At 67.4% G+C, this 19,118-nt stretch carries 19 protein-coding genes and 2 pseudogenes; 8 read left to right on the top strand and 13 right to left on the bottom strand.

What is annotated here, in order from left to right; all coding sequences use genetic code 11:
• The first annotated feature begins 18 nt into the window (after positions 1–18).
• Complete coding sequence (locus ACYQ8K_RS00565) at positions 19–1,143, top strand: Rieske 2Fe-2S domain-containing protein (protein ID WP_459966392.1); 1,125 nt, start codon at positions 19–21, stop codon at positions 1,141–1,143.
• Complete coding sequence (locus ACYQ8K_RS00560) at positions 1,143–1,445, top strand: ferredoxin (RefSeq protein ID WP_459966391.1); 303 nt, start codon at positions 1,143–1,145, stop codon at positions 1,443–1,445. Before ACYQ8K_RS00565 ends, ACYQ8K_RS00560 begins: the two co-directional genes overlap by 1 nt.
• Positions 1,446–1,558: 113 nt before the next feature.
• Here the strand turns inward: ACYQ8K_RS00560 and ACYQ8K_RS00555 are convergent, their stop codons facing one another.
• The 6 genes from ACYQ8K_RS00555 to ACYQ8K_RS00530 form a co-directional block, all read right to left on the bottom strand.
• Positions 1,559–2,341, bottom strand: coding sequence for an SDR family NAD(P)-dependent oxidoreductase (locus tag ACYQ8K_RS00555; RefSeq protein ID WP_459966390.1), 783 nt, complete (start codon positions 2,339–2,341; stop codon positions 1,559–1,561).
• Positions 2,342–2,358: 17 nt separating this feature from the next.
• Positions 2,359–3,435 carry a hypothetical protein gene (locus ACYQ8K_RS00550; protein WP_459966603.1) on the bottom strand — a complete coding sequence of 359 codons (1,077 nt, stop codon included), beginning with the start codon at positions 3,433–3,435 and terminating at the stop codon, positions 2,359–2,361.
• A 75-nt stretch (positions 3,436–3,510) separates the two neighbouring features.
• Positions 3,511–3,966, bottom strand: coding sequence for a nuclear transport factor 2 family protein (locus tag ACYQ8K_RS00545; protein WP_459966389.1), 456 nt, complete (start codon positions 3,964–3,966; stop codon positions 3,511–3,513).
• A gap of 43 nt (positions 3,967–4,009) precedes the next feature.
• Positions 4,010–4,951 carry an alpha/beta hydrolase gene (locus tag ACYQ8K_RS00540; RefSeq protein WP_459966388.1) on the bottom strand — a complete coding sequence of 314 codons (942 nt, stop codon included), beginning with the start codon at positions 4,949–4,951 and terminating at the stop codon, positions 4,010–4,012.
• Positions 4,948–5,817, bottom strand: coding sequence for an SDR family NAD(P)-dependent oxidoreductase (locus tag ACYQ8K_RS00535; RefSeq protein WP_459966387.1), 870 nt, complete (start codon positions 5,815–5,817; stop codon positions 4,948–4,950). The genes ACYQ8K_RS00540 and ACYQ8K_RS00535 overlap by 4 nt, the downstream gene beginning before the upstream one ends.
• A gap of 3 nt (positions 5,818–5,820) precedes the next feature.
• Positions 5,821–6,300, bottom strand: coding sequence for a nuclear transport factor 2 family protein (locus ACYQ8K_RS00530; protein WP_459966386.1), 480 nt, complete (start codon positions 6,298–6,300; stop codon positions 5,821–5,823).
• A 100-nt stretch (positions 6,301–6,400) separates the two neighbouring features.
• On the opposite strand from ACYQ8K_RS00530, the pseudogene ACYQ8K_RS00525 reads away from it, so the two are divergent.
• Both ACYQ8K_RS00525 and ACYQ8K_RS00520 read left to right on the top strand, forming a co-directional pair.
• Positions 6,401–8,325: pseudogene (locus ACYQ8K_RS00525) on the top strand (flavin-containing monooxygenase).
• On the top strand, positions 8,322–9,209 hold the full coding sequence (locus tag ACYQ8K_RS00520; RefSeq protein WP_459966385.1) for an SDR family NAD(P)-dependent oxidoreductase: 888 nt from the start codon (positions 8,322–8,324) through the stop codon (positions 9,207–9,209). The pseudogene ACYQ8K_RS00525 and the gene ACYQ8K_RS00520 overlap by 4 nt, the downstream one beginning before the upstream one ends.
• Positions 9,210–9,215: 6 nt before the next feature.
• Here the strand turns inward: ACYQ8K_RS00520 and ACYQ8K_RS00515 are convergent, their stop codons facing one another.
• The 7 genes and pseudogenes from ACYQ8K_RS00515 to ACYQ8K_RS00485 form a co-directional block, all read right to left on the bottom strand.
• On the bottom strand, positions 9,216–9,839 hold the full coding sequence (locus ACYQ8K_RS00515) for a Dabb family protein (protein WP_459966384.1): 624 nt from the start codon (positions 9,837–9,839) through the stop codon (positions 9,216–9,218).
• Positions 9,832–10,179, bottom strand: a complete 348-nt coding sequence (locus ACYQ8K_RS00510) for a hypothetical protein (protein WP_459966383.1) — start codon at positions 10,177–10,179, stop codon at positions 9,832–9,834. The genes ACYQ8K_RS00515 and ACYQ8K_RS00510 overlap by 8 nt, the downstream gene beginning before the upstream one ends.
• Positions 10,180–10,257: 78 nt before the next feature.
• Positions 10,258–11,070, bottom strand: a complete 813-nt coding sequence (locus ACYQ8K_RS00505; protein WP_459966382.1) for an IclR family transcriptional regulator — start codon at positions 11,068–11,070, stop codon at positions 10,258–10,260.
• 146 nt (positions 11,071–11,216) lie between these two features.
• Positions 11,217–12,562: pseudogene (locus ACYQ8K_RS00500) on the bottom strand (FAD-dependent oxidoreductase); the annotation flags it as partial.
• A gap of 276 nt (positions 12,563–12,838) precedes the next feature.
• Positions 12,839–13,747, bottom strand: a complete 909-nt coding sequence (gene bphC, locus ACYQ8K_RS00495) for a biphenyl-2,3-diol 1,2-dioxygenase (protein WP_459966380.1) — start codon at positions 13,745–13,747, stop codon at positions 12,839–12,841.
• Between the two features lie 15 nt (positions 13,748–13,762).
• Positions 13,763–14,947 (bottom strand): acyl-CoA dehydrogenase family protein, encoded by a 1,185-nt coding sequence (locus ACYQ8K_RS00490; protein WP_459966379.1) that lies wholly within the window; start codon positions 14,945–14,947, stop codon positions 13,763–13,765.
• Between the two features lie 89 nt (positions 14,948–15,036).
• Entirely contained in the window at positions 15,037–15,216 is a 180-nt protein-coding gene (locus ACYQ8K_RS00485; protein ID WP_459966378.1) for a hypothetical protein, read from the bottom strand.
• A gap of 129 nt (positions 15,217–15,345) precedes the next feature.
• Here ACYQ8K_RS00485 and ACYQ8K_RS00480 point away from each other — a divergent pair, with 129 nt between their 5' ends.
• Genes ACYQ8K_RS00480 through ACYQ8K_RS00465 form a run of 4 tightly spaced genes read left to right on the top strand, consistent with a single transcriptional unit; the run spans position 15,346 to position 19,112 of the window.
• Entirely contained in the window at positions 15,346–16,968 is a 1,623-nt protein-coding gene (locus tag ACYQ8K_RS00480; protein ID WP_459966376.1) for a flavin-containing monooxygenase, read from the top strand.
• Entirely contained in the window at positions 16,965–17,780 is an 816-nt protein-coding gene (locus ACYQ8K_RS00475) for a mycofactocin-coupled SDR family oxidoreductase (RefSeq protein ID WP_459966375.1), read from the top strand. Before ACYQ8K_RS00480 ends, ACYQ8K_RS00475 begins: the two co-directional genes overlap by 4 nt.
• Positions 17,781–17,782: 2 nt before the next feature.
• Positions 17,783–18,622 carry a mycofactocin-coupled SDR family oxidoreductase gene (locus ACYQ8K_RS00470; protein ID WP_459966601.1) on the top strand — a complete coding sequence of 280 codons (840 nt, stop codon included), beginning with the start codon at positions 17,783–17,785 and terminating at the stop codon, positions 18,620–18,622.
• 13 nt (positions 18,623–18,635) lie between these two features.
• Positions 18,636–19,112 carry a nuclear transport factor 2 family protein gene (locus ACYQ8K_RS00465; protein WP_459966374.1) on the top strand — a complete coding sequence of 159 codons (477 nt, stop codon included), beginning with the start codon at positions 18,636–18,638 and terminating at the stop codon, positions 19,110–19,112.
• Positions 19,113–19,118: the final 6 nt, after the last annotated feature.

The raw sequence follows: 19,118 nt of genomic DNA, 5'->3' as shown, positions 1-19,118 counted from the left end.
AGGAGTTGAATCGGTTCCATGACGTCGCACACCGAGGCCGACCAGATTCGGTTCATTGAAGCGCAGGCCGCGCCGACGCGGTTCGCCCGCGGCTGGCACTGCCTGGGCCTGACCAGGGATTTCGGTGACGGAAAACCCCACGCGATCAACGCCTTCGGCCAGAAGCTTGTGGTCTTCCGCAGCGGCGACGGGAACATCAACGTGCTCGACGGCTACTGCCGGCACATGGGCGGCGACCTTTCCCAGGGCGAGGTCAAGGGCAACGAGATCGCCTGCCCGTTCCACGACTGGCGCTGGGGCGGTGACGGCCGCTGCAAGCAGGTGCCCTACAGCAGGCGCGCGCCCAAACTGGCCCGCACGCAGGCGTGGACCACGCTGGACCAGGACGGCATGTTGTTCGTGTGGAACGACCCGGAGCGCAAACCGCCGCCACCGGAGGTGACGATCCCGCGCATCGAGGGCGCCACCAGCGACCAATGGACCGACTGGCATTGGTACACCACCGTGGTGCAGAGCAACTGCCGCGAAATCATCGACAACGTGGTGGATATGGCGCACTTCTACTACATCCACGGCGCATTGCCCACCTACTTCAAGAACATCTTCGAGGGGCATGTCGCGACGCAGTACATGAACGGCGAGGGTCGCCCCGACGTGGGTGGCACCGAAGGCGCGCAGATGCTGGGCAACACCTCGGTGGCGTCCTACTACGGGCCATCCTTCATGATCGACGACCTGACCTATCACTACGAGCACGGCGACGCCAAGACGATCCTGATCAACTGCCACTATCCGATCGATGCGAATTCCTTTGTGCTGCAATACGGCATCATCGTGAAGAAGTCGGAGGCGATGCCCGGTGACGAGGCGATGCGGACCGCGATCAAGCTGGGCGACTACGTCAAGCTCGGTTTCGAGCAGGACGTCGAGATCTGGCGACACAAGGCACGCATCGACAACCCGCTGCTGGTCGAAGAGGACGGGCCGGTCTACCAGTTGCGGCGCTGGTATCAGCAGTTCTACGTCGATGCCGCCGACGTTCAACCGGACATGGTGGACCGCTTCGAATTCGAGCTCGACACCACCCGGCCCTATGAGACGTGGATGAAAGAGGTCCAGGCCAACATGGCGGCCAGGGCCTGATGACGCTTAAATCGTCGGTGCGCGAAGACAATCGGCTCGACGAAGTGCCCATGGTGCCGGTGGCGTGCCGGAACTGCGGCGCGCGGGTGCTAGCCCGCAAGAGCAGCTGGAATCAGACCAGTGTGCAGTGGAACGCCGAGGCGACGGCCCGGTGCGTCGAGCGCGCCGACGCGCGCAAGATCGTCATGCCGGGAAGCCGGGGTGTCTTCCTGGTGTGCTCGGCGCTGAGTGCGTCGATCCTGGACGCGGTGCGCCAGGGAGATTTGTCCGTCGTCGACGAGAAAGACGGCAGCCCAAGCTAATTCGAGAGATGCCTGTCCCGGGGGGTCTCATCTCTCTTCGATCAGTCGCGATCCCGTTACGGCCGAAAAGCCGGCCCGAATGAATCGACACTTCCCACGAGTGACAGCCGTCCTCAGGCGTGTGCGCCGCCGTCGATGCGGATTTCGGTGCCCGTGATGAACGCGCCGTCGTCGGAAGCCACCATGGCGATCACTGATGCCACCGCGCTGGGATCCCCGAGGATTTCGGTGTCCCTGCCGTGAAGCAGCGGAGTCTGTTTGGCCCACAGCCCGAGGTCGTACCCCTGCGGCATCTTGTCCAGGGTGGACAACGCAAGCGCGGTGGCGACCCCACCCGGCTGGATATTGACTGCGCGCAGCCCCTGCTTGGAGTATTCGAGCGCCAACGAGTGGGTGAACGACAGCACCCCGCCCTTGCTGGCGGCATAGGCCGCCATGTAGGGGTGGGCGAATGTTGCTGCGGTGGAAGTGAAGTTGACCACCACGCCGCGGCCCGAGGCCAGCAGCGCCGGTAGCGCCTGGCGCGTCATGAGAAACGTTCCCGTCAGATTGACCGCCAGTGTGGCGTTCCAGTCGGCCAACGTGTGCTCGTGGGTATTGGCGCAGCGCTGAATGGCCGCCGCGTTGACCAACACCTCGAGGCCGCCGAGCTCGGCCAGGGCCGCGCCGACCGCTGTTGCGACGGCATCCTCCGACGAGATGTCGAGAATCGCGGTAGTCAGTCGCGCGGCGGTGCCGGCGTCTTCGGCAGCGGTCGCGGTGTGCGCCAGACCCACAGCGGAGACGTCGTACGCGACGACTGTGGCGCCCTCGTCGAGGATCCGCAGTACGGTGGCCTGTCCGATTCCGGAGCCGGCGCCGGTGACGATGACCCGGCGATCTACGAAACGCTGCATTAGGCAAGACTTTTCGGTCATGCCATCTGGAAGGCGCTGATCGGCGCCTCTTCGGGGTAAGCGGTGGGTCCGCCCAGATCGTAGGCGGCGTTGAGCGCACCGATGAAAGCCGCGTCGTGTAGGGGTTCGCTGGGGATGTCGAGCCTGATCCCCCTGCGGCTGAGGTCGTCGACCATCATGCCGATGGCCCGCTCGACGGTCAGATCGTCTGAACCCTCCATGTTCTTCTTCAGCTCGTCGAAATCGGCGAAGACCTCGGCCGACCAGTGCACCAGGAACCGCAACTCGTCCGTGTGGTGGCGGGCGATCACATGGGAGCCGTTTTTCAATAGCCAGTGGTTGCGGTCGTCAGGATCGCCGGTGAAAACGGTGTCGAACGCCAGGCCCATCGGAATCTGTTGCTGTAGAGGGCCGTTCGCCTCGCCGCGGTGTACCATCATCTCGTTCTGCACCACCACGCCGCGGTTGTTGATCGGCGGCAGGACTCGCTTGGGAGCCTTGAGTGGCCCGTCGGGCCAGTAGGTGAATCCACTGTTGCCATCCAACGAAAACCAGGTGATCACCTGCGCCATCTTGATCAGGTAATCCGTGAAAAGCCCGGACTTGCCCATGACACTGGTGAGCCAGGTCGGCGCATTTTCGTGCCGCACACCGCGGAAGCTCGGCGAATCCAGGTGCCCCGGATCGCGATTGGCGCACGGCCCGTTGATGTTGAACAGCATCAGCTGTGGTTTGGCGTACTCGGCGTTCCAGTAGCCCTTGGCCAGTTCCAGGAATTGCGCGTTGTAGAAGCAATCATGTAGCTGCGGGTACAACACGGCGCCGTAGTTGGCCAGGTAGCCGCGGAACGTCGGGGTGAGAAAGAGGTCCAGCGACGGCGTGAACCCCTCCGGGAAGGCGCCACTCATGGTGGCGATCAGCTCGTCGGCGGAGGCGAAGTGCTGCGCGATGATCAGCTTCCACGGGCCTTCGGTGCGCACGACGTCGAGGAGTCGTTCCCGTTGATCATCGGTGTAGACATCCCTGATTTCCCGGGGCGGTGCGGCGGGGCGCAGGATGTCGGACAACTCTATCCGCCGCTCGTCGGTCAGCATCGAGGTCTCCTTCGGCATGCGCTCGATCATCTTGCTGCGGTCGATCTTGGCCGGATCGGCACGCCAGCGGGGCACCTATGTCCGGTGATCGGGAGACGCGTCGAAAACCTGCAGCGACCCGACTGTCGCCCGGTTGCGCTTGATCCGTTCGACGAGCCGCCACGCGCCATCCCGGCGCTCCCACCGGTCGCGATAATCGCCGAGCGTATGAAAGGTGGTCTGCGGCTCGCGGGCCGACAGGTGCAGATCGTGGACGTACGCCACGCTGACCGCTGCTTCGCCCGAGACGTCGACGAGGACGTTGCCCAGCAGGTGCTGGGTTGGCCCACAGGAGTCGAGGTAGCCGCGGATGAGGTCGATGATCGCGGCGCTGCCCTCCAGCCGCCCGCTGCCCGAGTCGCCGATGGCGTCATCCGCGATGATGTCTGCGAGGGTCGCCCAGTCGCGATCGTCCATGGCCCGGGCGAGCCGGACCAATGCGCGTTCAATCGCCCGCTCGTCGGCGATTGAACGAAGGTCGTCGGTTGGCATTCTGTACCACCTTTCGAGTCAAAGGGGAGTGCGCTGCCGGGCGTCAAAACGGCAGCGGATTCGCGAATTTCGCCCTGAGCAGCGCGCCGGTCTCGGCGAGCGCGAGGCGGGCACGTGCCACCGATTCCGAACGCATCAGAAAGCCGTGATACACACCGGGATAACGAGTGACGGTGGTGTGCACACCGGCATCCCGCAACCGCTCCGCGTAGCGTTCTCCCCAGTCCCGGATCGGATCGACGGCGGCGGTCGCCACGATGGCCTGCGGGAGGTCGGACAGGTTGGTGGCGTACGCCGGCACCAGATACGGATGATCGGGCGGACCGGTTCCCGCATCGGCCAGTTCGTGCATGTAGTGGATGTCGTCGAGGCAAAGCATGGGCGCCGATTCCAGCGTTGCGAGCGACGGCACCGTCATGTCTCGATCCAGACCCGGGTACAACAACACCTGGCAGAACAATGGCGGGCCGCCCCGGTCACGTGCGGCCAGGGCGACGGCCGCGGCCAGCGCGCCGCCCGCGCTGTCGCCGATCACCCCGATTCGGATTGGGTCCAGCAGCAATTCGGCCGCGTTCGCGGCGACCCAGGCGGTCGCGCCGAACGCGTCGTCGAACTGTGCGGGTGGTGGGGCTTCCGGGGCGAGGCGGTACTCGACGGCGACGATGGTTGCACCAGACGACCGGGCGAGATTGCGGGCCAGCGGCTCGAAGGAACGGTTGGACCCCAACACCATGCCGCCACCGTGGAAATAGACCAATGCCGGCGCATCGAAGTCTCGGGTCGGTCGGTAGATGCGCAGTGGAAGCTCGCCGTTCGGGCCGGTGATGGCGTGATCGATCACTTCGGCCATGTCGGGCATCGGTGGCAGTGGCATTGATTCGAGGGAGTCGCGCACCATCGCAAGACCTCGTTGCCGCATCGGGGCGACGCGGCCCAGGGAAGCGACCCGGGCGGCGGCATCGGGGTCGAGGGGCGGCACGTTCATTGTTGCGTGGGATCGAAGCGGCGTTCGGTGCGCAGCATTGGTGGCCGTTGCGCCGCAAGCACATTGGCTCGTTCGCGCATCGCGTTCCCCACGAATTCGGGTTGGGTCAGGAGATAGAACCGCCCTTCGGCGGCCTGCTCGAACACCGCTTCGGCGGCGGTGAGCGGATCCATGGCGTCGGCCTTGATGTCCAGCATCGACGATCGCTGCGACTCGGCCGCCCCAGCGTCGCTCGCGTCGGCGTCGACGCCGCCCGCCGAGTCGAAGATGTTGGATACCACCGCACCCGGCAGCACGGCCTGCACGTGAATGTGATGGTCGTGCCCGGCCGACTGGACGTCAAGGTTCAGACATTCGGTCAACGCCAGCACCGCGTGCTTACTCACGATGTACGGCGCTTGCAACGGAATCGATACCACCCCGCCGACCGACGACAGGTTCCACACCCACGCCTGCTCGTCAGTGGCCATCATCCTGGGCAGGAAGGCTCGCACACCGTGGAAGACGCCGCTGATGTTGATGTCGATCACGCGCTGCCAGTTGGCAACGGGTGTATCCCACAGATAGCCGAACTGTTCGACCCCAGCGTTGTTCACCAGTAGCCGCACCGCTCCGACGTCGCGGTAGGTCATTTCTGCCAGCGCCTGCATGGCGTCGTAGTCGCGAACGTCGCACACAACGTCGAGTGCTGAGCCCCCCGCAGCGCACAGCTCGTCGCGCAGCGCGGCGATGGCCGCGGCGTCGACGTCGGCCAGCACCACCGTCATCCCCAACCGGGCGGCGTGTCGCGCCAGGCCGGCGCCGATGCCGGCGCCGGCGCCGGTGATGACCGCCACGCCGCCGGAGAATATTTCGTGGGCGTTCACCGGTTACGACACGGCGGCGCTGTTGGCGGGTCGCTCGAACAGCAAGACCGAATTGGTGGTGTCGAGAACAATGTCCATCTCGGTGAATTCCAGCCCGTCGGCGCCGCGGCGCACGCCGACATCTGCCACGCCGCTGGACACCGCGAACGGTACGAAGTTCGCGGTCTGATTGACGAAGATGTAGAACCGCGCGCGGGTGATGTCACCCTCGGTGCCCGTGCGGTGCACGTTCGTCGCGTGGTGGCGCAGCGGGTGCGGACTTTGGTTGCGGTGTTCCGACAGCCATTCCATGACGGCGGCGCGGCCGTGCAATTCGGGTGACATCAGTCCCTCGAATGGGCTTGTGCCGGAATCGCTTCGGGTCACGTAGCGCACGTTCTCGGCGTAGCGCGCTGCGAGCTCGTCGTAGTGCGCCTCGTCGTAGTGGTACCAAAACCCGGCGATGAACTCCTGCAGGTCGGACACCGTGATGGCGTTGCTCATGGCATCAGTCAACTCCCGGTGCGGTCAGGCGAACACCGGGATGCCCGGTCAGTGGAACGCGGCCCGACCAACCCGCCGCCACCCGCCGATACTCTCCGCCATGACCTCCGCCACGGAATCGACGTCGCCCCCCGGTTCGGCCGCGCTCGATCTCGAGGAGCTGCGGGCGAACCTTGGTCAGGCCGACCCCGGTGTGCTCGTCGCGGTCCTGGCTCAACTGACCGGCGACCTATCGGTGATCGAGAAGTTCGGGCCCAAGATTTCCCACGTTCCCGATCCCCCCGAGCGGGCCGGCGTCACCGATGACGACACCGCGCAGGAATTGGTGAGCGCCCTGGTTGCCGCGCTCGCGGAAGGCCGGCAGGCGAGTGCTCCGCCCATCGACATCGAGCTGTTCAGGCACCTACTTCCGCTGGCTCTGGGATCGGAGGTGGACGACGAGTTCGTTCCGTTGCTGCTCGAGCAGGGCGGCTTTCAACTCCCACGCCCGACGCTGCCGCGGACGGTGCCGATCCCCGAAACGACGAACGTGGTCATCATCGGTGCCGGCATCGCCGGCATCATCGCTGCGCTCGCGTGCGCCGAAGCCGGGGTTGGCTACGAGGTCATCGATCGCAACGACGAAGTCGGCGGGACGTGGCTGACCACGACCTACCCCGGCATCGGAGTCGAACTCCCTCGGCGTACTACTCGTTGTCGCGCGAGGTGAATCCCGAGTGGACGAGCTATTACCCGCAGGGTGCCGAGTACCAGGCCTATCTGGTTGCGTTGGCCGACAAGCACGGACTGCGCGAGCACATACGATTCGGCACCGAGGTGACGGCGCTGTGGTGGGACGAGGACCACGCCCACTGGCGGATCCACTCGGTTGATCGCGACGGTAAGCATGTCGTCACCCATTCGCGGGTCGTGATTACCGCCGCAGGTTACCTCAACCGGCCGCGTTGGCCGGAGCTGCCGGGTCGGGAGACGTTCGCGGGAACCAGCATTCACTCCGCGCGGTGGGATGCATCCCTAGACCTCGCGGGCAAGCGGGTGGCGATCATCGGCGCCGGCTGCACAGCGGTGCAAATCATCGATGCCTGTGTGGACGAAGTCAAGCACCTCACCGTGTTTCAGCGCCAGCCACACTGGGTGGCGCCGCGCAAGCGGCTGACCGACGACGTCCCCGAGTACCGTCGTTACCTCGGCCGTCACGTCCCGCATTACGCCAACTGGAACAGGCTGAAGTCCTACTGGGGCACGGCGGACAACAACTATCCCGTCATCCTGCGTGACCCGGAGTGGGCGCAAACGCATCTGTCCATCTCGCCCGCGAACGACGTGCTGTTGCGTATGTGTATGGAATACATCGACACCACGTTTGGTGCGGGATCCGAACTGGCGAAGAAGGTGACCCCGGATTTCGCGCCCTACGGCAAGCGGATCATCCGTGATCCGGGCGGCTACTACGCCGCGCTGACCCGTGAGCACGTCGATGTGGAAGCCAGTGAGCCGGCCGCGGTCAACGCCAAAGGCATTGTCACGCAGGACGGTAGGCAAGTCGATCTCGATGTGATCATCTACGCCACCGGATATCACCTTGATTTCCTGTCTACCATCGATATTCGTGGCCGTGGCGGGCGCAAGCTCACCGACGAGTGGGGTGACAGCCCCCGGGCCTACCGCGGCGGCACCGTGCCGGGCTTTCCCAACCTGTTCATCAACTCAGCCCCGAACTACAGTCCCGGTCACGGCGCCGGCGCCAATTTCTCGATGGAAGTGCTGTCGAACTACATCATCGAATGCCTGCAGCTGATGGCGCTGCGCGGCGCGACGACGATCGAGGTCACGCGGCAGGCTTACGACGACTATGTGGCCGCCATCGACGAGGCAATGGCGAACACGGTGTGGTGTCACACCCCGAACGCGCACACCTATTACCGCTCCGGTTCGGGGCGGGTGGTGGTGGCCACTCCGTACCGGCTGGTGGACCTGTGGCACGAACACCGAGCGCCGATCGAAGAGCACTTCGAGCTGCGATGACCCAATTACTCTCCGGTCGAACCGCTTTGGTCACCGGCAGCAGCCGGGGGATCGGCCGGGCGATCGCGCAGCGATTGGCCGCCGAAGGCGCCACGGTGGCGGTGACGGCGCGGGGTCACACACCCTCGCGGTCCACCCGGGCGGGGTTGGATGCGGTGCTGCCGGGCACGATCGATGAGACGATCGCCCTGATCGAGAACGCCGGGGGATCGGCATTCGGGCTGGCCGTCGACCTCGAAGACGAGGGCGCCCGCGCCGGTCTCATCGCCCGGGTGCTCGACCGCACCGGCCGGATCGACATCCTGGTCAACAACGCGGGCTTCGCCGACTACTCGGTGATCGAAAAGATGAGCATGGAGACGTTCGACCGTACCGTGGAGCACTACCTGCGCACGCCTTTTGTGCTGACGAAAGCCGCAGTGCCCCATATGCGCAAGCAAGACGCGGGCTGGATCGTCAACATCGGGTCGGTGACCGGGCTGGCACCGGTAAGGCCGTACCGCGACTACAACAAGACTTCGGGCGACGTGGTCTACGGGTCCGTGAAGGCCGCGCTGCACCGCTTCACCCAGGGTGTCGCGGCCGAACTGCTCGACGCCAACATTGCGGTCAATTGTGTGTGCCCATCGACTGCGGTGCGGACACCCGGTGCGGCCCAGTTGATTCCCGACTCTTTCCCGACCGAATCCGTGGAATACCTGGCCGAAACCGTGCTGGCAATGTGTCACCGTCCCGCGGCTGAGCGCACCGGCTTGGTCGCATTCAGCCTGCACTATCCATGGTCACAGCGGTTGCGAGTTCGCACGCTCGACGGCACAGGCGAGTTACCCGCGCTGGAGCCGCCGACCACGGCCAACCCGAACATCCTGCCTGCCGGGATCTAGCAGGATTCAGCTCAGCACCGGGCCGGTGATCGCACAGAAGCTGTGGCACACCGGATTCCGAACGATGACCTCCGGGCACTCGGGATCGAACCACCGGTCCACAACGGCCCAGTGGATCGGATGCATCAAGTACGGGCCCATCAGCCCTTCGACGTCGGTGAATTCCTGCTCGAACACGTGGGTCCAGTCCTGCATCCCGACCGCTTGCTCGACACGGCTCAGCTGCCAGGCAGTGATCGTCTTGATATACCGCGGCATCAAGCGCAGCTCGTCTTCGAAGCGCGCGATGGTGTCGGCGTCGATGCCGGGCAGCACACACAGCAACAGCGCGCGATAGATGGTGCCGGTTGCGCCGGTGCAGGAAGCCGCGCCTGAATAGGCGGCGCCATTGATGGCGGTGATCGCGGGATCGTCGAGCAGTGCCGCGAAAACGGGCTCGGCGGAATGCCATTGGCTCTCCGCGCCGAAGCGCAGGTGCACCAGGACGTCGCCGCCGTTGCGGGCACCCGGCAGCGTCGGCTCGACGAGTTGGCATTGCGCCCCGGTGTTTGCGGCGACGGCGCGCACAGCGCTCAGCACGCGGTCGCGATGCTGCTCGACGACGTCGAGCAGCCGGGTCACGCTATACATCGCAGAGTCGGTCGACGTCTGTGGCCGCCGCGGCCACACTGCGTCCTCGCGTTTCGACGAGATCGCCGATGCCTTCCCACCATGGCCCGAGGGTGGGGTCCGGCCGGCCCTGCCACGTCATCTCCCACCAGGCCTGCAGGCTGGGCAGTGACCAGGTGACGGTCACGGTATTGGCTTGATCGTCGAACCAGATCGGCGGGCTGATCAGGATGTCGCACAGCGTCATACCGCGATCGCGTGCGGCCGGCGCGTACTCGTTGAGGTAGGTGTCCACAAATTCCCTGGCGCAACCGGGGCGCGTGATGACACGGTCGATGACGAATATCTCACCGTTGGCCATAGGCAAAGGGTATGGCGCTGGGTCGCGTTGGACACGGATAAGTCCCGTCCACTGGGAGGCGCCGTGCACGAGCGGGGTTCACGCGTACTGCAAAGCGGGCCGCGGCGCCGCACGTAGCGGACGCAAGGGCTGTAGGGTCGGGGCGACGCGGTGCGGTCCGCCCTCGGCGTGCCGCCAGATGCCCATCGCGGTCATCCGGACCGGCGCGATCAGTCGCTGGTCGAACATCATTCGATTCATCGGCCCGCACACCGACACCGCCGCGGCGGCTTCACCGGGTCCGCCGATCGGCGCTGCGACACAACCGAATCCGAGCAGCGACTCCTCCCGCTCGAAGGCGACGCCGTGCGCGCGCACCCGGGACAACTCGACCGCCAGCTGCGAGCCGGTGGCGATCGAGTACTTGGTTTTGCGGACCCCGAGGTCTACCGGCGCGTCCTCGTCACGATAGGCCAGGATCGCCTTCCCGACGGCGGTGCAATGCGCGGGTTGACGGCTGCCCACCCGGGTGGGTATCGGCGCCAGCGGCGAGTCGCCGACCTTGTCGAGGTAGACCACGTCCGGCCCGTCCAGCACCGCGAGATGCACGACAAGTCCTGTGGCGCGGTGCAATTCGCCCAGCAGGGGACCGGCGGCGCGCACCAGGCGATCCTGATGCACGGCCAGCGAACCCAGCTCGACCAGCCGCATGCCCAGCTCGTAGTCGCGGCCGCTGCGACGCAGCCAGCGCAGCTGCACCAGACGCTCGAGCATCCGGTGCGCCGACGACCGCGGCAGCCCGGTGCGCCGGACGATCTGGGCCAGCGTCAGCCGGCCGGGGCCGTCGAACGCGTCCAGCACCAGCGAGATGCGGTCGATGACGGCGGTGGGGGTTTCGGCGGGCGCTGACACGGAGCCTCCTGGGCAGACATATCTGGCTGTCATATTCCTAATAGGAATATATTTCTACCACGCCGCTGTGGTCGCTGTCACACCCGACATGCGAAACGCCGCCGGACACGATCGTGTCGGCGGCGTTTCCGGTGGATGAGTGCTGGTCAGCCCCTTGCCGCCGACCGGCCGGCGCGGCGGCCGTAGAAGCTGCCATCGCCCAGCGAGACGCCGCTGGCGTACCCCCATGCGGCCAGGCCGGCGGTGCAGCGCCCGGCGGCGAACAGCCCCGGAATGGGCGCCCCGCTGACGTGCAGCACCTCGGCGTCCAGCGTGGTGGCCAGCCCGCCCAGGGTGAAGCCGCCGGTGTTCTCCCGCAGGTCGATGGCGCCGACGGGGGAGCCGATCGGCTTGATCCACTCCGGCTTCTTGTGCAGCAGCGGATCCTCGCCGCGCGCGGCGCCCTCGTTGTACGCGTCCACCGTCGCCTGCAGCGAGCCGGGCGGCAGCCCCATGTCGCGTTCCAGGTCGGCGACGGTGTCGGTCACCCAGGTCGCCGGGCGCAGCATGAACTTCGGCGACCACGAGGCCCTCGCCTCTTCCTGCGCGTCGCCGTCGATGATCAGGTAGGCGACGTTGTCCTGCTGGTAGAGGGTGAGCTGCCCGATCCGGCCCGGGTAGGTGTCCTCGGCGACGTAGCGCTGGCCGCGGCCGTTGACCAGGATGCCGCGCACCAGCTGCTGCGGGTCGATGAAGATCGCGACCTCGGTGGCGTCCATGTGCGCCAGGTCGGCGCCCAGCGCCTGCGCCATCCGAATCGCCTGCCCGTCGTGCTGCTCGATGGAGGCGGCGGGCCGCCCGGCAATCCGCGGCGCATACCGCTGCACCATCGCGTCGTTGTAGGCGAAGCTTCCCGTGGCCAGCACCACCCCGGACCGCGCCCGGATGTTCATCTCGGTGCCGTACTTTCGGGCTCGCATGCCGACCACCCGGCCGTCGGATTCGGTGATCAGCCGTGACACCCGCACGTCGTACCGCGCTCGGGCGCCGGCCGCGGTCGCGGTTTCCACCAGCGGCTTCATCAGCATGTAGCCGGCGCTTGCTTCACCCTGCTTCTTGTTCTGCATCTGCGGGACGTGCCCGCGCGGCGCGGGGGAGGCAATGGTGTTGAACGGGAACGAGTTTTCGCCGCCGCTGTACATCAGCCCCTGGTCGCCCATCGGTTCCCAGCCGGGCTCGGAGAAGAATTCCGCCTTGAACGGCACGCCGCACCCGACCAGCCAGTCGAAGTGCGCGACGCTGCCGGCGCAGTAATCGGCGATGCGGTTCTCGTCGGCGCCGGGTCCCATCGCGACGTTGAGAAATGCGGCCATGTTGTCGACGGAATCTTCGAAGCCGCAAGCCTTTTGATGGGTGTGCCACCACCGAGGTAGATGAACCCGCCCGCCATCGACGCCGCGCCGCCCCAGGAGCCGGTGCGCTCCAGCACCAGCACGTCGGCGCCCGGGCGGGGGGGCGGGCCCCCCCCCCCCCCCCCCGCGGCCCCCCGAGCCGCGCGGGAGACCGGGGGCCCCGGCGAGCCCCCAAATGTTAAACGCCCCCCCCCCCCCCGGCCCGGCGCCCCCCGAGGCCCCGGTGCGCCCCACCCCCAGCCGGGCGGCGCGGGCGGGGGCCGGTTCCCCCCCCGCGGCCGCGCCGGCGACACCGTAGCCGGCGATGACGACGTCGGCCTCGTCATCCCACGAAGTGATCGACGACGCCGCGACCGGCGTCACGTCCGATTCGGGCGTCACAGCCGCATGGCCGCGGGCATTTCGCCCACCCACTGGTGGCCCCAGTAGCTGTCGGCGGTGATTTCCTCTGCGGTGTAATAGGTTTCGTCGACCCGCATCCCGTCGGTGCCGAATTCGATGTCCCAGTCACCGGGCGCGCGGACGTAGAACGAGACCATCTTGTCGTTGGTGTGCCGCCCGAGGGTGGAGGACAGCTGGAAGCCCTCGGCGTTGACCCGGTCCAGCGCCTGCCCGACGGCGTCCAGGGTGTCGACCTCCACCATGATGTGGACCAGGCGCGGGTCGCGCTGGTGGGCGGCCGGCACGATCGCCAGGCTGTGGTGTCGCTCGTTGATGCCCAGGAACCGAACCCGCACGGGCCCAAACTCTTTGGGCAGCGGTACCCGGAACGCGCCGCGGGCGCGGAAGCCCAGGACCTCGGTGTAGAAGTCGAACAGCCCGCCCGGATCGGTGGCCGGCACCACCACGTGGCCCATGCCCTGGTCGCCGGTGACGAACCTCGCGCCGAACGGCGTGACCACCGGGCTGTGGTCGAGCACCGCGCCGTGAAACACCTCCAACGTGGTGCCGGCGGGATCCTCGAACGTGATCACCTCCTCGACGCGGCGCGCCTCCGCCTCGTCGGGGGACAGCTGTTTGTATGCCACGCCGGCGCCGTCCAGCGTGGCCCGCACGCGCTGCAACGCCGGGTGATCGCGCACCTCCCAGCCGACGGTGAGCACCCGGTCGGTCTCACCGGGCACCACGATCAGCCGGGCCGCCCGCTCATCCATCCGCAGGTACAGCGCCGCCGGATCGGGGCCCGTCCCCTCCGCGAAACCCAGCACCCCGAAGGCGAACCGCCTCCAACGGTCGATGTCGTTGGTCGAAATGGTGATGTAGCCCAGGCTTTTCAGGTCGCTCACGGACGGGCCTCCTGCTCAGATCAGGGCCCGCAGCGGGCCCTCGGGCGGGTCGATGCCGATCGAACTCAGCGCGGACGCGTGATAGGTGGTGCCGGGGACATGGATGGCATGCATCTGTCCGACGTGCACGTCACGCCAATACCGTTGCAGCGGCTTGTCCATTCGCGCCGCGTTGCCACCCGAGCGGGCGAAGATCTCGTCGACCGCGGACACCGCGCGCCACACCGCGCGCACCTGCGTGCGCCGCCCGGCCGCCCGGTCGGCGAACGACACCTCCTTGCCGGCCGCGACCATGTCGTAGATGCGGTCGGCGTTCGCCAGCAGCTCCTGGCGCGCCGCGTTGATGTCGGCGGCCGCCTCGCCGATCGCGTGCATGACGTAGGGGTCGTCCTTGATCGCGGTCCCGGTGGCGCCGACACGCTCGCGCTGATAGTCCAGATGCGCGGCCAGCGCCCCTTCGGCGATGCCGATGGTCGCCGCGGAGATGCCGAGCGGGAACATCGTCGACCACGGCATCAGGTACAGCGGCTCGGTCATGCCGGCCTCCCGCTGCGCGGTCCCGTCCATCACCTTGGTGGCGTCCATGGTCCGGTAGCTCGGCACGAACGCGTCGGAGACGATGACGTCCTTGGAGCCGGTTCCCCGCAGGCCCACCACATTCCACGAGTCGTCGACGATCTCGTAGTCCTTGCGCGGCAGGATCATGTGCAGCATCTGCGGCGGCATCAGCGGGATGCCCTTCTCGTCGCCGAGCATGGCGCCCAGGATGATCCAGTCGCAGTGGTCGGTGCCCGAGCTGAACTGCCAGCGGCCGTTGAAGATGTAGCCGCCGTCGACCGGCTTGGCCACGCCCTGCGGCGCGTACGGCGAGGCCATCCAGGTGTCGACGTCGTCGGCCCAGATCTCGGCGGCGACCCGCGGGTCCGCGTAGGCCAGCTGGTAAGGGTGCACGCCCACCACGCCGACGATCCAGCCGGCCGCCGGGTCCAGCGCCGCGGTGGCCATCGTCGTCTCGGCGAACTCGCGGGGGTGGACCTCGAAGCCCTGGTATTGCTTGGTCTGCAGCAGCCGGATCAGGCCGGCGCCCTTCATCAGCTTGACGGTGTCGTCGGTGAGCCGCCCGATCCGTTCGGCTTCGGCGGCTTGGTCGCGCAACTGGTCGGCCATCGCCACTACCCGGTCGAGTACCCGGTCACTCATATCGTTGTCCTTACGTGTGTGGGCTTACTAATGGTCTACCGCAGAACCGGGCCGTCCCAAAGGAAATCCCGATGAGCGGACACCGGCGATCAGAATTCGACGTGAACATCGACGCCGGCCGCCCTCGCCTGGCAGGCGAGAATCAGGCCGTCGTCGAGGTCCGCGGCGCTCAGGACGTCGCACGGTTCCACCAGGGTTTGTCCCTGCGGCCGGCGCAGACGATGCCTCCGGCCGTCCAGCTCGACGTTGACCTGTGCGACTTCCGGCATCGCCGATAGTCAGCGATCGGGGCGGGGTGGTGAGCGCACCCGCCCGGTGGCCGGGAAAACTCACCCGAACCGTCCGGTGACCGGGAGGGGCGGCGGCCCGCGCCGCGCAAGGCCCTACGGTGACTGCTTGTGAACGATGCCGGCCAACAGTCCGTGGATGTCTCCCTGGATGTCTTAGTGGTCGGCGCGGGGTTCGCCGGCCTGTATGCCCTGCACAAGCTGCGCGGCCAGGGCCTGACGGTGCGGGTACTCGAAGCCGCCCCCGAGCTGGGCGGCACCTGGTACCACAACCGGTATCCGGGTGCCCGCTGCGACGTCGAGAGCGTCGACTACTGCTACTCGTTCTCCGACGAACTGCAGCTGGAGTGGGACTGGACCGAACGGTATGCCACCCAGGCCGAGATCCTGGCGTATCTGAACTGGGTGGCCGACAAGCTCGACCTGCGCCGCGACATCGCGCTGCGCACCCGCGTGGTTTCGGCGACACTCGACGAGGCGACGCTGCGCTGGACGGTTACCGCCGATGCGGGACAACGCCTTTCGGCGCGCTTCTGCCTGATGGCGACCGGCCCGCTGTCGGCCGCGCTGACGCCGGACTTCGCCGGACTGGACACCTTCGCCGGCGAGATCTACCACACCGCGCACTGGCCGCACGAGCCCGTCGACTTCACCGGCAAACGGGTGGCGGTTATCGGCACCGGATCGTCGGGCATTCAATCGATTCCGGTGATCGCCGAGCGCGCCGCCCGGCTCTACGTCTTCCAGCGCAGCGCGAATTACAGTGTCCCGGCCGGCAACAGGCCGCTGTCCGCCGAGGAACTCGACGAGATCAAGGCCAATTACCCGCAGCGGCGGGCGCTGTCGTGGCGCAGCGGTGGCGGCTCGCCGCACATCACCGCCCCGAAGCCGACGATGCAGTTCACCGCCGAGGAGCGCCGGGCGGCGTTCGAAAAGCGTTGGCAGCTCGGCGGCGTGCTGTTCTCCAAGACGTTCCCGGACCAGATCACCGACCTGGAGGCCAACGAAGAGGCCCGCAGGTTCTATGAGGAAAAGGTGCGGGCGGTCATCGACGATCCGGCCGTAGCCGAATTGCTGATTCCCACCGACCACCCGATCGGCACCAAGCGAATCTGCACCGACAGCAACTACTTTCAGACCTTCAACCGCCCTAACGTGTCGCTCATCAGTGTCCGTAACACACCGATCACATCGATCGATGCCGCGGGCATCAACACAGACGAGGCGCACTACGATGTCGATATGATTGTGCTGGCAACGGGTTTCGATGCGATGACCGGGGCGCTGGGCAAGATCGACATCGTCGGGCGTCGGGGCACCCTGCTGCGGGACGACTGGGCGCACGGGCCCCGCACGTATCTTGGCCTGGGTACGGACGGCTTCCCCAACCTGTTCCTGATTTCGGGCCCGGGGGCGCCCGCGGTGCTGGCCAACATGGTGCTGCACGCCGAGGCGCAGGTGAACTGGATCGCCGAGGCCATCGCCTTTCTCGACCAGCACGGCTACGCCGCGCTGGAAGCCACCGTGGACAGCGTGGACGGCTGGGGCGCCGAATGTGCCCGCCGCGCCGAGACGACGCTGTTCACCAAGGCGAACTCCTGGTACATGGGCGCCAACGTGCCGGGCAAGCCGCGCGGCTTCATGCTGTTCACCGGCGGCTTCGCCGCGTACAACGACATCTGCGCCGAGGTGGCCGACGCCGGCTACCGGGGCTTTGATCTCATCGAACGATGACGGGATTGCTGGGCAAGGTCGTCGTGGTCACCGGCGCCGCGAAGGGCACCGGGCGGGTGCACTGCGCGCGCTTCGCCGACGAGGGCGCCGACGTGATCGCGCTCGACGCCGACACCGCGGCCGACGAATTGCGTGTCACCGCAAGGGGAGTCGAGGACCGGGGCCGACGGTGCGTGACCGGCCTGGCCGACGTCAGCGACCTCGAGGCGATGACGGCCGCCATCGATGCCGGGGTCGCCGCGCTGGGCCGCCTCGACGTCGTGGTGGCCAACGCCGGGGTGCACCTGCCGGGCGCGCCGTCCTGGGAACTCGACCCCCGGGTGTGGCAGCGCACGCTCGACATCAACCTCACCGGCGTCTGGCACACGGTCCGCGCGAGCGTGCCGCACATGGTTGATCGGGAGGGCGATCGGGGTGGCTCCGTCGCCATCATCAGTTCCACGAGCGGGCTTCGCGGCCTGCCCGACACCGCGCACTACACCGCCAGCAAGCACGCGGTGGTCGGACTGGCGCGCACCCTGGCCAACGAGCTCGGCCCGCACGGCATCCGGGTCAACACCGTGCATCCCGGCCCGGTGGCCACGCCAATGGTGCTGAACGAGACCACCTTTCGGCGACTGCGGCCGGACCTGGACAACCCGACCGCCGCCGATGCGGCCGAGGTGCTGCAGGCACGCAACCTGCTCCCGGTGCCGTGGGTCGAGCCCGTCGACATCGCCAACGCGGTGCTGTTCCTGGCCTCGGATGCGGCCCGCTACATCACCGGCACCCAGCTCGTCGTCGACGCCGGCCTGACGCAGAAGACGACGTGACCATGACGGCCGACGGGCGCCTGACAGGCAAGGTCGCATTGGTCACCGGCGCGGCGCGGGGGATCGGCCGCGCGCAGGCGGTGCGGTTCGCGCAGGAGGGCGCCGACGTCGTCGCGCTCGACGTGTGTGGCCCGGTCGACACGGTGATCATCCCGCACAGCACGCCGGCCGACCTCGAAAAGACGGCCGCACTGGTTGCCGAGGCCGGTGCGCGGGTGCACACCGAAATCGTCGACGTGCGTGACCTCTCCGGTATGCAGGATGCCGCCGATCGCGGCGCCCAGCGGTTCGGTGGCCTGGATGTGGTCTGCGCGACCGCCGGAATCACCTCGCGCGGCATGGCGGTCGAGCTGGACGAAAACGCCTGGCGCACCATGCTCGACGTCAACCTCACCGGGGTGTGGCACACCTGCCGCGCGACCGCGCCGCACCTGATCGCGCGCGGGGCCGGGTCGATGATCCTGACGAGCTCCATCGCCGGCCTGCGCGGGCTGGTCGGCGTCGCGCACTACACCGCCGCCAAGCACGGCGTTATCGGCATGATGCGCAGCATGGCCAATGAGCTTGCGCCGCATAATGTTCGGGTCAACTGCATCAGCCCGACCAACGTCGACACGCCGATGATTCACAACGACGTGGTCAGCACCGCGTTCCGGCCCGACCTGGACCGCCCGCCCACGCGCGCGGAATTCGCCGAGGCGGCCCGCTCGATGAACATGCTCGCGGTGCCGTGGGTGGACGCGGTGGACGTGGCCAACGCCGCGCTGTTCCTGGCCTCCGACGAGGCGCGCTACATCACCGCGATCGTCCTGCCCGTCGACGCGGGGGCCACCCAGCGATGAGGAGATGAACACCATGACCGCCATCGAGGAGCTGCTGGCCCGCCTGCGCCGGCTCGAGGACGAGCGTGACATCGCCCGGCTGATCGCCTCGTACGGCCCCGCGGTCGACGCCGGCGACGCCGACGCCGCCGCGGCCCTGTGGGCGACCGACGGGGTGTACGACGTCGACGGCTGGCGCATGGAAAGCCGCGCCGACGTCCACGCGATGATCGCCTCGCAGGCCCACCAGAAGCTGGTGGCCAAGGGCTGCTCGCACTTCCTCGGGCCGTGTGTCGTCACGGTCGACGGCGACGAGGCGGTGGCGGTCTGCGAATCCCTGGTGTTGGTCCGCGACGGCGACGGCTATCGCGTATGGCGGGCCACCGCGCACCACTTCGCGCTGCGCCGCATCGACGACCGATGGCAGATCGCCACCCGCTCCAGCCGGGTGCTTGACGGCAACCCCGATGCGCTCGCCCTGTTGACGAAAGGCCTTGCGGGACAGAGCTGATCGGAC

The sequence above is a fragment of the Mycobacterium sp. MUNTM1 genome (assembly GCF_054660795.1).
Note: the sequence above shows the minus strand (reverse complement) of the source record. Positions and strands in the feature narration are given on the sequence as shown.